The sequence below is a fragment of the Crocosphaera sp. Alani8 genome, assembly GCF_038442745.1.
Lineage (GTDB): Bacteria > Cyanobacteriota > Cyanobacteriia > Cyanobacteriales > Microcystaceae > Crocosphaera.
Genome location: NZ_JARVCN010000132.1, coordinates 1 through 14,729 on the forward strand (window position 1 = coordinate 1; position 14,729 = coordinate 14,729).

Consider the following 14,729-nt stretch of genomic DNA (forward strand, 5'->3'; position numbering starts at 1 on the left):
TCATCTATTAGTAAAGGGTTTTATAAGGGGGTTAAAAAGAGCGGATTTGGTATGAGAAGATACCCTGGTTGGGTGATATGATTCTAGATCTAGACATGGTACTTAATGATGCAGGGGTTGATGCTCGCTATGGATTGGTTGGTTATGGAACGAATCAGAAAGGTGGAGGACCTGGTCAAGATCCCTATCAAAATGATGTTGGTGGCGATCAATTTGGAACTGCGAGTGAGTTTTCTACAGCAGCTGATGGATTAGTTGCGAGTGGTGGAATAGAAGATGGCTACGAAGCGATTATATTCGCTTTGAATAACTACACTATTAGAAGTAATGCTGTCCTCAATATTGTTCTCGTCACTGATGAAGATCGGGACGTAACAACCTTGGATAGCTATGACAGTGTTTTAGCGGCGTTAACTGATAAAGGTGCCATACTTAATGCTGTGGTTAATAATCCCTTGGGTTCTTCTAGTAGTAACCTAAACGCATTAGGAATTGATGGAAACGATGCCTTCTTTGCGGATGGGAATGGTGACTATAACACCCAGGCTGGTAACTTCGTCGGAAATGGTGCTGGGAACACCGAAAATGATTATGTTCCCATGGCTTTAGCTACAGAAGGTGCAGTATGGAATCTCAATCAGTTACGAGTTGGTGGATTAACGGGTGAGTCTTTTACAAAAGCTTTTGTTGATATTCAAGTTCAAGAAACAGTTCCAGATACTAGGGCAGTACCAGAACCCACGACAGTTCTAGGATTATTAGCATTTGGTGGGGGTTGCTTACTATCTAAGAAAAATAAGTTTAAACAGTAGAATTTAGGTTCCGTTGCAAAAAAATTCAAGAAGTAGAATTATCCTATACTTTTCTAACTTTTAAACAGCCATTTCAAAGAGAGACTCAATAAATTCTTTTTGAGATACACTATCCCCTTTACTAACATTTTCAACCTGTCCTTTTCTAATCATCTGTATCATTTCAATCCCTCTAATCGTTTTCCATGCTGTACGAAATGATTGATAACCTAGACCCGCTTTTATTATTTTCTTGACTCGTCTATGGTCTTGTTCTATAAGATTATTTAGGGTTAACTGAATAACGGCTAGAACAGTCGCCCTCTCAAGGTTACAGACCGATCTATTGAACGCAAAAGTGCAACAAAAAACAGTCGAAACTCTCCAAAAAGCCCTAAAATTGGTAAAAGCCTCTTGCACCTGGTTCAGTAAAACAAATGTACCGTAAAAAACAGCGATCGCAGATCACCCCAGAAAAATTCCACCTGTAATTCTTCTAGTTCATAGGATTCCTGTGATGGTTCACACCCATAAAATGTGATCACCCCTTTGGGTTCTTCTAACCCTATTCCTGTGTCTCCTCGACTTCCTTGTGAACGACAAGCATCGAGGAATAAAACAACATTATCTGCTCCACATCGTCTTAAACGCTCAGTTATCCAGGTAACAGATAAAGCAGATCCCACCACATCCCCTGGATCACTATCGGATAACATTAAATAATCCCTTTCCTGATGACGTTTACCGTGTCCAGCAAAAAAGAACCATAAATTATCCCCTGTTCCTAATAATGGCTTTTCAAACTGTTTTCGGAGAAATCTTCTTAATTTTCCGTAAGTGGGTTTAGTGGAAATATTTTGGGGTTTGACTTCTATATCTGGAGAATCTTCTGTAAACAGAAATACCTGCTCAAATTTTCCTTCTGTTTTACACCATTGTTTAATCGCCGCAGCATCAGCTTTAGCGTATTTTAAAGCCCTCAAATTATCATAATCATTGATACCAATGACGATCGCCCAATTCTTAGCCATCTTTCCGTTTAAACTTGAAAGTCATTGCCCCTTTTCCCCCTGCTTTTCCTCCTATTCCTAGTAAACTAACTTTACCCTCTCCATTAACTTCTACTGATAACTCTACTTCTTCCAATCTCATTTGACTATTAGGGGGATCAGCTTCATCGAGTATTTCTCTCATTGCGCCGATAAATCCTTTCATTTCCGCTTTCAGTTTTTCTAATTCTATTTCTGTTCTCTGAATTCCGACAATTTCTGTGGTTATTTCACTTCGACTGCCTAATGTTCCCCCAAAATCTTCGCTGCTTCTTGTTCCCTCTGTATCAAGTTTTTTCTCTTCACTAACTGTAATAATGCCAATTTTTTGGGGTATTTCTGAAGACATTTTTCACTCTCTGTTGTTTATTTTTAGTATTTTGACAAAGTTATAAGGATTTTTTTCTACAATATAGCACTACTTATAGATGTTTTCATTTGCATAGATTATGAACTTTCTAGCTTTGAGGCAGGAGGCAGGAGGCAGGAGGCAGAAGTAAAATTTTAGGTTGTTCCATTCAATTAAAAATTGCTGTTATCTGAAATCTACTTAATTACTCATCATTAAAATTATGAGTGCCAACTCTCCCACCTCTGCTTCCCCTGTTTAATTCACTAAAAGGTATAGGATTTCATATTACATACATTGAACTCACAGGATTTAGATGATGATAAATTCAGAGCAAAATAGGCTCAAGTTTTTGTTTTTTCCCAGAGACTTTTAGTGATTCATGCAACTACCATCTTCCCTATGGGGACTGGGTTCTAATGTTGGTATGTTACCTTCTATTACTCCATAAATTGCCTTGAGAGGGTCAGTTTGTGAGGTAATATAAACAGTAATTCCACGACGACTTAAACGCTCTTGTAAACCGACTCCTGCTTCTCCTGTAATTAAAATATAATCGTCCAAAGGATGAGGAGTAATATCATCATCATGGAGATCGTGAAACGTGGGTTGATTCTGAGAAACTTCTAACTTTTCGATTAATGTTGGTTCCCTATCTTGAGTCGCTTCATAAACTAAAAATTTACGAGCGCGTCCTGTTTTTCCTGTAATGGTGCGAAAGTCGTCGCTTACGAGGGCAAATTTCATAACTGAGTTTCCCATCTTCTTGTCTAATTTTTGTTGAAAAATATTAGCACAAGAAAAACTTTAACCCTGTTAAAAACAAGAAAAATTTAAGAGAATTCTTTTGTTAACTTCTCATAGCAGTTTTCATTTTCATAGATTATAAACTTTCTAGCTTTGAGGCAGGAGGCAGGAGTTAAATTTTAGGTTTTTCCATTCAATTTAAAATCACTATCACAAAAAACTTAACTCCGAACTCAGCTTAATAACCTTCTTTAATGGTTGTAAAAAAACTATCATCGATATCATAACCGAACAGTTGCGCCATAGATTTTAAACGAAACTGAGAATAAATGCCTTGTTGTTGTAACCAGTCAGATAAAACAAATAACTTATTCATAACAAAAATTTCTAATGCTTCGGGATTGTATTGAATCCCCTCAACGCGGTTAAATTGATGAGGGACTAACATGGCTGCATATCTAGATAACTCTCCTTTTTTTGCGTCTAAAAGAAAGGGAAACCAAGGATAAATAGTGTCCAAACGAACAAACCATAAACGAATTTCCGGGATTTCTGATAATTCTCTAGGATCACCGTATTCACGAGGGTATTGAATGTCAAAGCTGAGGGTTTGTTCTAGGGAGGCGATCGCATTTTCTTTTAATAATGGGTCAACCATATCCTTGACAAAAGTAACATCTAAAGCAGTGATGTGATTCAGTTGTACGGTGATAGTTTGAGTCATAGAATTATAGTGTAAATTTTATCTTTAATCCGTTACCAATTGACTGGAGATCATTAATATAATAACCTCAATAGGGTAACTAACTAAACTTTTAGGAATGTTATGAAAAAGGGATTGAATATTGTAATTACCCTATTACTGATTATTGGTCTTACCTGGATACCAAAGACAATTGTACCTTCTGCACAAGCGATCGTTGAACCGGAACTAGAAAAAACGGTTTTAGAGATTATCCGTCAACATCCTGAAGTGCTTATTGAGTCTGTTCAAGTTTATCAGCAACAACAACAAGAAAAACAAGAACAATTTATACAGTCTTTTTTATCACAACTAAAAACAAATCCTCAAGCTATTATTGCTGATTCTCCTATTACTGGTAGTTTGAATAAAAATAATATTCTCATCGAATTTTCTGATTTTCAATGTCCTTATTGTCGTCAAGCTTACGAAACCGTCAAGGAATTTGTCGCTGCTCACGATGACGTTACCCTAGTTTATAAACATTTCCCTTTAAGCAATATTCACCCCCAAGGAATACCCGCAGCTAAAGCATCTTGGGCGGCCAAACAACAGGGAAAATTTTGGGAATATTATGATAATTTGTTTGAGAAACCAGATAGGTTAGGAGAAGAATTGTACATTGAAATTGCCAATAACTTGAATCTTGATATGGAGAAATTTGAAGAAGATCGTCGTAGCAAAAAGGCTGATTTGGCCATAGCTAAAGATATGCAACTGGCTCAAAAAATTGGAATTCGAGGAACTCCTTTATTTGTTTTTAACGATCGCTTTTTACCAGGCTCAATTCCTCTATCTACTCTAGAAGAAGCGTTGTCACCGTAGCGCAATCAATTAACTTATGTATCCCGAAAGAAAACAACTTTATTTATTATCAAACTGATGAAAATTGTCTTACTTTGCTTCGGTGTTATTGTTGTTAGTTTACTCATTCTCGAAAGTGGTTTAAGACTATTTTTAGGACTGGGTAAACGCCCGATTTATATTGCAGACGATGAAATTGGCTATTTATTAGCTCCTAATCAAAACCTCCGCCGTCTTGGAAAATCAACAATTATTAATCAATATTCTATGAGAACTGAAAGGATTGAAAACAGTCCTTTAAAAGATACTATAAGGCTTTTTTTTATCGGAGATTCTATTGTTAATGGAGCTTGGTGGACAGATCAAAAAGAAACTATTTCCGCATTAGCACAACAACAAATTGCAGAAAAGCTATCACAAAAAGTAGAAATTTTAAACGCTTCTGCAAACTCTTGGGGTCCAAGAAATCAATTGGCCTATTTAAAGCAGTTTGGTATTTTTGATTCTCAAATAATCCTTTTAATTATTAATACGGACGATTTGTTTGCAACAAACCCTACTTCTTTAAGAGTAGGAAAAGATATCAATTATCCCGATCAACAACCCATTTTAGCCATAGAAGAAATTTTAGAGAAAGTATTTTATCGTAATCAGGACATTCCAGGAATGGATAAAGTAATGGGAGAAAGAGGCGATCGGGTGGGATTTAATTTAGAAGCGATTGAAAAAATGAAAGCGATCGCAACGGAAAATAAGAGTCAATTTATGATGGTTTTAACCCCTCTAAAACGAGAAATGAACCCCGAACCTAAAGATTACGAAAAAGTTGCTAGAAAACGCTTACAAGAATGGGTAGATAGCAATAATGTGCCGTTTATCGATTTTATATCTATCTTTACTAAACAGGAAAATATTGATGATTTATATCGAGATCATATTCATCTAAGTCCTTTAGGCGATCAATTAGTAAGTCAAAATATTAGTGAATTAATTATTAAACAAATGAATTAGCTATCTGTTCCATTTGAAAACAGATAGCATCAGGTCAATTGTGTAAAATTTGCACAAATTGGAAACAATAAACCAATTTCCCATTATTTATCTTACTAACCAACAGGAGGTTGATTAGTATTAGAAGTAACTTGTTTAAATTTACGCATTAAACTAAGGGTTCTGTTGTAACCTATCTGATTATTTTGTTGCTGAAACTGATTGAGAGCGATTTTAAAGTTTTGCCAAGCAATGTCTTGAAATCCTAAAACCGCAGCAGAAATTCCTCGATTAATATAGGCACTTGTTAACTGAGGATTTAACTTAATTGCCTCTGTAAAATCTTGGAAAGCTGCCTTATAATCCCCTGATCTTTGATAAGCATAACCCCGTTGATAATAAGCGTGTTCTTCTTGTGGATCTAAAACAAGAACATGGGTAAGATTAGCGATCGCTCGAGGAAAGTCTTCTAGTTTTACATGAGCCAAGGCACGATCGTAATAAATCACGGTTTTATGCTCAGAGGAACTATTTTTATCCCTTTCTAAAGCGCAATTGTAACTATCTAAAGCTTCCTCATAATTACCCAATTTAAAATGGGTTAGTCCAAGATTATAATAAGCACGATAATCATCTTTTTGGCGTTTGATAACTTCTTGATAAGCAACCAAAGATTGAGTGTAGTTTTCCAGTCTATAATCCGCTAATCCCTTGTTAAGATAGGCTTCAACGTTATCCGAATTCATCCGTAAAGCTTCTTCGCAGTCTCTTTTGGCAGCTAGATTCTTGTTTAGCTGTAAATGAGCTAAACAGCGATTGTTATAAGCAGAAGCCATCCACCGATTCTTATTATTAATTACTCTCGTAAATTCAACAATAGCTTTTTGGTAACTTTCTTGTCTTAGATACTGAATTCCTTGAGAAAAATTGGGAGAAATTGTTGATGTTTCTACGCTAGGTGAAGAAAAACCCAGACAAAATAACACAGCTGCAATTAATACAGAAAACTTGAAGAAATTCTTAACTAGATTGTTCATTGTTTAAGCTTTACGTGATGAGGTGGGTGGTTTCAATCATGCTAGAAAAAATACAATATTTTTTCCATAGACTCCAGGTCAAAGATTAAAGAAACCCAACGATGCCATTGTTAATTTTTCATATTTTAATACAGTATTTTCAATGATTAATTCAACGATCACAAATTATTAAGGGTTTGATTTCTTGACAAGACTTATATTTTAATGTATAAATTTTATAAAATCTATTAAATAATTAATTGTATTCTATATATTAACTAATATGACAAAACCCACCTTATCAGTTATTATTCCAATGCGGGACAATGTTCCCCAAATATGGATAGAAACATTAGCAAAAGTTGAAGGTAATGTTGAATTTATTTTAGTTTATCCCCCTGAAGTCCCTTTACTTAGTAATAATGATCCTCGTATTCGTCAAATTACTAATGCAATTAGAGGAGAAGTTGTACAACGAATTACTGCTTTACTAAATGCTTCAGGAACCTATGTTTTATCCATTAATTGCGATGAATATTTACATCCGAAAATAGAAGAAGTTGTCCTGGAATATTTTCAAACATTTCCCAATAGCTACCTATTTAAACTTAGACAAAAGACTTACCCCTATGGAAAACCAGAAAAATTACTAGAAGAATGGCAACCTTTTACTGATATAGAAAATATTCAGGTGAGAAAAGGGGAAGATCGTCATTTACCCACAGAAGAGACTTTACAAGAAATTCCTATTTCTCCTCTAGAAAATAAACTAGATTGGCTCTGTTTGATTAGGGAACGTAAAGATCATCATGGACCTCATCAAGAGAATTTTGATAAAAAAGTTTGGAAAAATAGTTTAGTTCAAGAGCAAATCAATGATACGGTAAAATTGTTTACCTTGTTAGGTCCTTTCAAATACGTCCCTTTTTGGTGTTCTGATCGACTGCTTGGTCTAGGAATGCAAGCTAGATTGTACGCAAAAGGTTTCGCTAAACGAGGGGATATTATCGGCCATATTCTACCCTTTCCTGAACAATTTAGGACAGAGAACAACCCTCCAGAATTTAATTACACCAACACTAATCGGCGTTATGTTTTAGCCGAGTGTTTTCTGGTTAAATTGTACCCTCAGTATGGATATTTCTGGAATTTAGTGCTTGCTAGTCTCAAGGATTTTGTGAAACCAAAACTAAAGAAAAAGGCACTCTTTAAACTGATACCATTTTCTAATCAATCTTGAGACTAAACAAGTTGACCAATCAATTATTTTTATCGAGTAAACTGCAAATTGTTTTTAGTATAAAACTATAGCAGTTCCCATACTTGTGAGGTACAAATTTTTCTAGTTTTAGGAGTCAGGAGTCAGGAGTCAGGAGTTACTCACTCCGTTCCGGCGCTATCGCACAGGAGTCAGGAGTTATAACCTAAATATTGGGTGTACCTCATGAGTGTGAGAAACGTTATAAAACTTTTTGCACCTTCTATTGCGTCAACATACATCTAAGCAATGAATCAGACGAGTTTTATCCCATCCTTTTTGATTTAGTAAAAGCCAAGATTGAATTAAGTCTGGTCCGTGTAGTTCACCCATCAAACCAGCGCGAAGCGATCGCATCACCAAACCTTTTTTTACTTTAAAGGTTTTAGTCACCTGTTTGATGTTGTCTTTCACTTCCCCTTCTGTCAACTGCGAAGATTCCCCAATCCCTTCTAAAACCGCTTTTAAGATATCTTTAACTCCTTCTTGTTTAATTTGAGCCATTGCCTCTTCGCTGTAGTCAACGGTTTCACCAAACAATAACACACTTTCTTTGGTTGCATCGCTCAAACGAGTTAGACTTGGACCGATAAGAGTAGCCATTTGTTCTAACCAAGGGCGATCGCTCCCTATATCGATGGGATAACCTGCTTGTTGCCAGTAAGGAAGCAATAAATCAACTAATTCTTCCCCTGACATTTTATGTAAATATTGGCTATTAATCCAATCCAGCTTGTCCCAATCAAACTTCGCCCCGGCTTTATTAACCCGTTCCAAAGTAAACTGTTGGGCTGCCTCTGTCAAAGCAAAAATTTCTTCCGTGGAGTCCGGAGGAGTCCATCCCAATAAGGTCATATAGTTTGTCAAAGCTTGGGGTAAAAAGCCCATTTGGCGGAAGTCATCGATTGAAGTTACCCCATCTCGTTTTGATAGTTTTCGTCCTTCCTGGTTCAAAATTAGAGGACTGTGAGCAAAGTCTGGAACTGTTGCCCCAAAAGCCTCGTACAAGAGGATTTGTTTAGCAGTGTTGGCAATATGATCTTCTCCTCGGATGACGTGGCTAATTTTCATGTCCATGTCATCCACCACAACAGCTAGATTGTATAGGGGTTGCCCAAAAGATTGCTGAGGATCATCGGCAACACGAGCGATAACCATGTCTCCACCGAGATCACTTCCTCTCCAAGTGACTTTACCTCGGATCAGATCCTGCCAAACAATTTCGCGATCATCGTCGATTATGAAACGAATGACCGATTTTCGGCCTTCTGCCTCAAAAGCCTGACGCTGTTCTTCCGTGAGATGACGATGACGGTTATCGTAACGAGGAGCCTGATTTTTGGCTTTTTGAGCCTCTCGCATTTGTTCTAACTCTTCCGGGGTAGAATAACAACGATAGGCAAAGCCTTTATCTAGTAGGGTTTGAATAGCTTGACGATAAAGATCGAGACGTTGGGTTTGAAAGAATGGCCCTTCATCCCAGGTCAAACCTAACCAGGCTAGTCCTGACTTAATATTCTCTGTGTATTCGGACCGAGATCGCTCTTTGTCAGTGTCTTCGACTCTGAGGATAAACTGACCTTGACAATGATGCGCAAATAACCAGTTAAAAACGGCGGTTCTGGCGGTTCCTATGTGTAGATTCCCTGTGGGACTTGGGGCGATACGAACTCTGACTGTCACAAAATTCTCCCTATCGTCAATACTTTGGTGAAATAAATTACCCTACTTGGGTCTAAGTTTGGGTTTTTTAAGTCCAGCCTATTATTTTAGTTGATTTCAGGTTGCCTCATCAAGAATAATTATTAGAAAGTTACTTAAGCCCTTTCAACCAAAAATGGTATGGATAAGCGATAAAATACCCATCCAAAAAGAGTAGTTATTATAGCTATACCACTAGCAATCCAAAACCCAGAGACATCGGTAATGTCTCCAGTTGTTATCAAGTCTCTTGTTGTTACTAAGAGGGGTGTAACCGGGTTAATGGCTACTAAAACTGCCCAGATTCCCTCTCTTGGCTGAGGATAAATAACAGGAGTGACAAATATCCAGAGGCGAGTTACAAAACCAATTCCTTTATTAACATCACCATACAGGCAGGAAAAGGGGGCTAAAATTAAGCCAAATCCTGTCCCCAACATTACTAAGTGAATGAAAGCAACCGGTGCTAAGATAATCGTCCAACTCACTCCCACCTTAAAAAAGACAAATAAGAAAACAATAGGAATTAATTGAATGAGAAAATTAAATAATGTTTGTGCCAACTTTGAGAGGACAAAAGCTTCTGGAGGAACATTCAATTTTTTAAGCATTCCTTTGGCACTTCGAGCCGCTCCCATAGTATTGTTGAATGTTTGAATAAAAGTTTGCCAGAGAGTCATACTCAAGGCAACAAATACCGGATAGGCGATGGGTGTTTCTCCTACATTTAAAACGTTTGTTTTTCTGAGAAGGGTTAAACCCAACGCTGTGACTATAGGAGGAATAAAAATCCATAATATGCCGAGTATGGATTGACGATATTGAGACTGAATGTCTCGTTGAAATAACTGCTGCGCCAATTCACGAGAAGCAAGCAAATCAAACCACATTTGTTTTATAAATTCAATGGGATGCCTAACACGACTTTCTGGCTCATAGACAACAACAGGCAACGGTTTTCTTTTTCTGTCCTCGGGATGTTGGGAGTTAGCTTGACTCATGAGTGTACCTTAATTATTTCTAAAGCATTGCCATAGTTTTATCATATAACTTTACATTACGAGAAGATGTCAAGTTCTTCCATCGCCTAAACTAAAAAGCGGACTCGAAGATCGCAACTTATCCCTGAGGACAACCATGTTGAATAAAAGTGCTATTCTGTCAGTTCTATTGATTTTCATCCCTTTGTCTCTGGGATCTCAGTACCTAGAATGGGGGGCAACCCTTACCTTTATCATGGCAGCCTTAGCTATTGTGCCATTAGCAGCTTTTATGGGCCAAGCTACAGAAGAAATCGCTGTAGTGGTTGGTCCAAATTTAGGAGGCTTACTTAATGCAACTTTTGGCAATGCTACAGAATTAATCTTGGCTTTTGTAGCTTTGAAAGAAGGTTTAATTGGTGTAGTCAAGGCAACGATTACAGGTTCTATTATTGGTAATTTATTGTTGGTAGTGGGTTTTTCTATGTTGTTGGGAGGACTACGGTACAAAGAACAGGAGTTTCAGTCTGTAGCAGCCCGCTTGAATGCTTCTTCGATGAATTTAGCTGTTATCGCTATCTTATTACCCACAGCAGTACAGTACACTTCTACCGGCATTGAGGAACAAACCCTACAAAATTTATCCGTTGCTGTAGCTATTGTTTTGATTTTGGTTTACGGGTTAACTTTATTATTTTCCATGAAAACCCATGCTTACCTCTACGATGTTGGTGTTGCGGCTGAAGATGAAACAACGGAAGAAGAAGGACATAACATTAATGTTGGTAAGTGGGTAATAATTCTTCTCTTGGTGACTCTTGGGGTAGCCGTAGAATCAGAACTACTGGTAGATTCCTTAGAAGAAGCTACCTCGTCTTTAGGTTTGACTGCTTTATTTACTGGAGTCATTTTATTACCTATTGTGGGTAATGCGGCAGAACACGCCACTGCTGTTACTGTTGCCATGAAAAATAAAATGGATTTATCTATGTCGGTGGCGGTAGGATCGAGTTTACAAATCGCTCTATTTGTTGCTCCGGTTTTAGTTATTGCTGGTTGGCTTTTAGGTCAACCAATGGATTTAGATTTTAATCCTTTTGAATTAGTAGCTGTAGCTGTGGCGGTGTTAATTACTAATTCTATTAGTTCTGATGGTCGTTCTAACTGGTTGGAAGGAACCTTATTGTTAGCAACTTATGCGGTGATTGGTTTGGCTTTCTATTTCCATCCCGTGGTTGATGGACTTTAATCATTAACGGGAGAATCTATGGGGAAAATCAACTATAATTTACTAGTTGATTTTCCCCATATTACTCCACTATTGCCCAAACTTTTTATCAAATAATACTCATTATGGGACAGCTAAAAGCTCTAATTTTTGATGTGGATGGTACCCTAGCAGAAACAGAAAGGGATGGTCATAGAATCGCTTTTAATCGTGCTTTTGCTGAGGCAGATTTAGACTGGTACTGGTCAGAAAGTCTTTACGGTAAGTTATTAGAAATCTCAGGAGGAAAAGAAAGAATTAAATATTATCTACAACAATATCATCCAGATGTGAAGGACAATTTAGATAGTCTAATACCGCAACTTCATCGAGCAAAAACAAGTCATTATCGTGACCTATTATCATCAGGAGATATTCGTCTACGTCCAGGTGTAAAACGTTTAATCGAAGAAGCTTATAATGAGAAAATAAGATTAGCGATCGCTACCACTAGTGCGTTACCCAATGCCTTAGCTTTATTGGAAAAACACTTAGACACTAATTGGTTTGAAGTGATTGCAGCAGGAGATATTGTTCCTCATAAAAAACCATCCCCTGATATTTATAACTATGTCTTAAAAAATATGGATTTAAAACCAGAAGAATGTCTAGTTTTTGAGGATTCTTTTCACGGGTTACAAGCTTCTTCTGGAGCTAATTTAAAAACAATAATTACTCTCCACGACTACACCAGAAATCAAGATTTTTCTCTAGCTACTTTAGTTTTAAATCATTTAGGGGAACCTCATCATGAATTTACCCTTGTCAAAGGTAATTTACCAAACAAAGTTTATTTCGATTTAGAAGTAGCTAAAATTTTAATTTAGGAGGAATTTGAATGGGTTTTTATTCTGATGTTATTTTTCCCTACGGGATCGAATTAATGATGTCTGGTTCTCCCTTTTCTGAGTATAGACGGAAATTATTAAAAAACATCTCAGGAGAAGTCTTAGAAATTGGTTTTGGTACCGGTTTAAATCTTGCTTATTATCCTGAGACAGTGACTAAATTAACAGTTATCGATCCCAATCAAGGCATGAATCGTTATGCTAAAAAAAGGATTGAATCGAGTATTATCCCTGTAGAGAATAAAGTCTTAGGAGGAGAAAATTTACCGATGGATGATCGTAGTTTTGATGCGGTAGTTAGTACCTGGACATTGTGTAGTATTCCTAATATCGAACAAGCATTATCAGAAATCTATCGTGTCTTGAAATCAGGAAAAAAATTCTATTTTATTGAACACGGATTAAGTAATGAAGATTCAATTCAAATTTGGCAAAATAGGTTAACTCCTCTGCAAAAAATAATTGCTGATGGTTGTCACTTAAACCGTAATATCAAACAGTTAATTGAAGCTCAATTTAATCAGGTTCAAATAGAAGAGTTTTATGCCGAAGATACACCAAAAATTGCCGGGTATATGTATCAAGGTGTTGCTACTAAAAATGGTGAATAATTAAAGCAATAAAGTGATAACTTTTTGTCCCTTATATTGTCCAAAATTGCTGTATTATAACTGACTAATTTCGACGACATTGCCATCAAAATCTTTAGTAAAGCAAGCAGATCTACCAGACTGACTCATTTGTACAGGATAACCATAACTTTCTAGACGATTAATGATATCGTTAAGATTATCAGTTCCCAAAGAAAAATGATGATTACGTCCCCATTTTTCTTGATTAGATAAACTAAAATTAAACCCAGAATGCACCATTAAATGAATTTGATAATCACCAATTTGATACCAAACGCCGGCATATTTCAAAGGGCGTTCAACCTTTTCTAAGCCTAAGATGTTACCATAAAAGTGTTCTGCCTTTTCTAAATCAGACACTAAAATAGCTGTATGAAGACATTGAATAATAGTCATTTTTTCCCCTTCAATAACTAAAAAACTGATAACTGTTAACTGTTAAGTAATAGAATCAGCCGTTTCAGGAGAATTAGCCAACTCAGCCAAACGTTCTTGTTGATCTTGAGAAATACAAGACTCAATAATATTATCAATATCCCCTTCTAATGCTCCTACTAAAGCAAAATTCTGACTCAAACGATGATCAGTAACCCGATTATCCTTGTAATTATAAGTACGGATTTTTTCAGAACGAGATCCCGTACCTACCTGCGATCGCCGCATAGAACTCACCGCTTCTTGTTGTTCCCGTAACTTCGCTTCATATAGCTTAGCCCGTAAAATTTGCATCGCCCGTTCACGGTTTTGCAACTGCGATCGCTCCTCAGTACAAAAAATACGAATACCAGTGGGTTTGTGCATTAAATCCACTGCTGTTTCCACCTTGTTAACGTTTTGTCCACCAGCCCCCCCAGATCGTGCGGTGGTCATTTCAATATCTTTAGGATCGATTTTAATTTCTACCTCATCCACTTCTGGCATAATAGCCACTGTAGCAGTAGAAGTATGAACCCGTCCCCCTGCTTCGGTTACGGGAACCCGTTGTACTCGATGAACCCCTGCTTCAAATTTGAGCTTACTATAAACCTGATCCCCAGTGATTTCCAGAATAGCCTCCTTAAAACCTCCCATATCTGCCAGAGACTCGCTCACCAGTTTAACACTCCATCTTTGGGACTCAGCGTAACGAGAGTACATTCTCACTAAATCTCCAGCCCAAATACTGGCCTCATCCCCACCAGTACCAGCGCGAATTTCTAACATGATATTCTTATCATCATTGGGATCACGAGGTAATAAAAGGATTTTTAACCGTTCCTCTAGTTGTTCTAGGGTTTCTTCTAATTCTCTTACCTCCATAGCTGCCATCTCCCTCATTTCGGGATCGCCACTAGCTTCTTTAACGATTTGTTTTGCCCCTTTGATTTCCTCTTGGGTTTGTTTCCAATTCTCGTAAGTATTGACCGTTTCTTCCAAAGATGCTCGTGCTTTAGCCACCCGTTGTAGTTCATCGGGGTTAGTGGCAATATCAGGATCAGCCAAACGACGGGTTAATTCTTGATAAGTTTGTTCAACGGATTGTAATTTTTCTAATAAATAGGATTCAGCCATAATA

Annotated in this window: 17 protein-coding genes; 7 read left to right on the plus strand and 10 right to left on the minus strand. The window is 37.2% G+C overall.

Annotated features, from left to right (window positions below; all coding sequences use genetic code 11):
- The first annotated feature begins 77 nt into the window (after positions 1-77).
- Entirely contained in the window at positions 78-812 is a 735-nt protein-coding gene (locus P9B04_RS09170; RefSeq protein WP_342054683.1) for a PEP-CTERM sorting domain-containing protein, read from the plus strand.
- 60 nt (positions 813-872) lie between these two features.
- On the opposite strand, the gene P9B04_RS09175 is transcribed toward P9B04_RS09170, so the two are convergent.
- The 5 genes from P9B04_RS09175 to P9B04_RS09195 all read right to left on the minus strand — a co-directional run bounded on the left by P9B04_RS09175 (position 873) and on the right by P9B04_RS09195 (position 3,660).
- Positions 873-1,211: a DDE-type integrase/transposase/recombinase gene (locus P9B04_RS09175; protein WP_342054684.1), complete on the minus strand. Its 339-nt coding sequence runs from the start codon at positions 1,209-1,211 to the stop codon at positions 873-875.
- A 5-nt stretch (positions 1,212-1,216) separates the two neighbouring features.
- Positions 1,217-1,822: a caspase family protein gene (locus P9B04_RS09180; RefSeq protein WP_342054685.1), complete on the minus strand. Its 606-nt coding sequence runs from the start codon at positions 1,820-1,822 to the stop codon at positions 1,217-1,219.
- A complete protein-coding gene (locus P9B04_RS09185; RefSeq protein WP_342054686.1) occupies positions 1,815-2,189 on the minus strand; it encodes a Pepco domain-containing protein in 375 nt (124 codons plus the stop codon). The genes P9B04_RS09180 and P9B04_RS09185 overlap by 8 nt, the downstream gene beginning before the upstream one ends.
- Before the next feature lie 372 nt (positions 2,190-2,561).
- A complete protein-coding gene (locus tag P9B04_RS09190) occupies positions 2,562-2,936 on the minus strand; it encodes a NifB/NifX family molybdenum-iron cluster-binding protein (protein ID WP_342054687.1) in 375 nt (124 codons plus the stop codon).
- Positions 2,937-3,174: 238 nt separating this feature from the next.
- On the minus strand, positions 3,175-3,660 hold the full coding sequence (locus P9B04_RS09195) for a CRR6 family NdhI maturation factor (RefSeq protein ID WP_342054688.1): 486 nt from the start codon (positions 3,658-3,660) through the stop codon (positions 3,175-3,177).
- Positions 3,661-3,762: 102 nt separating this feature from the next.
- Between P9B04_RS09195 and P9B04_RS09200 the strand changes: the two genes are divergently transcribed.
- Complete coding sequence (locus tag P9B04_RS09200) at positions 3,763-4,503, plus strand: DsbA family protein (RefSeq protein ID WP_342054689.1); 741 nt, start codon at positions 3,763-3,765, stop codon at positions 4,501-4,503.
- 57 nt (positions 4,504-4,560) lie between these two features.
- Entirely contained in the window at positions 4,561-5,493 is a 933-nt protein-coding gene (locus tag P9B04_RS09205; protein ID WP_342054690.1) for an SGNH/GDSL hydrolase family protein, read from the plus strand.
- Positions 5,494-5,588: 95 nt separating this feature from the next.
- Here P9B04_RS09205 and P9B04_RS09210 read toward each other — a convergent pair whose 3' ends face one another.
- The gene (locus P9B04_RS09210) at positions 5,589-6,509 is read right to left on the minus strand and encodes a tetratricopeptide repeat protein (protein ID WP_342054691.1); all 921 of its coding nucleotides are present in this window, start codon (positions 6,507-6,509) and stop codon (positions 5,589-5,591) included.
- 262 nt (positions 6,510-6,771) lie between these two features.
- Between P9B04_RS09210 and P9B04_RS09215 the strand changes: the two genes are divergently transcribed.
- A complete protein-coding gene (locus P9B04_RS09215; RefSeq protein WP_342054692.1) occupies positions 6,772-7,728 on the plus strand; it encodes a glycosyltransferase family A protein in 957 nt (318 codons plus the stop codon).
- Between the two features lie 249 nt (positions 7,729-7,977).
- On the opposite strand, the gene gltX is transcribed toward P9B04_RS09215, so the two are convergent.
- Positions 7,978-9,429 carry a glutamate--tRNA ligase gene (gene gltX / locus P9B04_RS09220; RefSeq protein WP_342054693.1) on the minus strand — a complete coding sequence of 484 codons (1,452 nt, stop codon included), beginning with the start codon at positions 9,427-9,429 and terminating at the stop codon, positions 7,978-7,980.
- A gap of 134 nt (positions 9,430-9,563) precedes the next feature.
- Positions 9,564-10,448, minus strand: a complete 885-nt coding sequence (locus P9B04_RS09225) for an ABC transporter permease (RefSeq protein ID WP_342054694.1) — start codon at positions 10,446-10,448, stop codon at positions 9,564-9,566.
- A gap of 136 nt (positions 10,449-10,584) precedes the next feature.
- Between P9B04_RS09225 and cax the strand changes: the two genes are divergently transcribed.
- From cax to P9B04_RS09240, 3 genes are all read left to right on the plus strand, one after another.
- Positions 10,585-11,676 (plus strand): calcium/proton exchanger, encoded by a 1,092-nt coding sequence (gene cax / locus P9B04_RS09230; RefSeq protein WP_342054695.1) that lies wholly within the window; start codon positions 10,585-10,587, stop codon positions 11,674-11,676.
- A gap of 104 nt (positions 11,677-11,780) precedes the next feature.
- Positions 11,781-12,521 (plus strand): HAD family hydrolase, encoded by a 741-nt coding sequence (locus P9B04_RS09235; RefSeq protein WP_342054696.1) that lies wholly within the window; start codon positions 11,781-11,783, stop codon positions 12,519-12,521.
- 11 nt (positions 12,522-12,532) lie between these two features.
- A complete protein-coding gene (locus P9B04_RS09240) occupies positions 12,533-13,153 on the plus strand; it encodes a class I SAM-dependent methyltransferase (protein WP_342054697.1) in 621 nt (206 codons plus the stop codon).
- Positions 13,154-13,207: 54 nt separating this feature from the next.
- Here the strand turns inward: P9B04_RS09240 and P9B04_RS09245 are convergent, their stop codons facing one another.
- Together P9B04_RS09245 and prfA are read right to left on the minus strand one after the other, a co-directional pair.
- Complete coding sequence (locus P9B04_RS09245; RefSeq protein WP_342054698.1) at positions 13,208-13,570, minus strand: VOC family protein; 363 nt, start codon at positions 13,568-13,570, stop codon at positions 13,208-13,210.
- A 42-nt stretch (positions 13,571-13,612) separates the two neighbouring features.
- On the minus strand, positions 13,613-14,725 hold the full coding sequence (gene prfA / locus P9B04_RS09250) for a peptide chain release factor 1 (RefSeq protein WP_342054699.1): 1,113 nt from the start codon (positions 14,723-14,725) through the stop codon (positions 13,613-13,615).
- Positions 14,726-14,729: the final 4 nt, after the last annotated feature.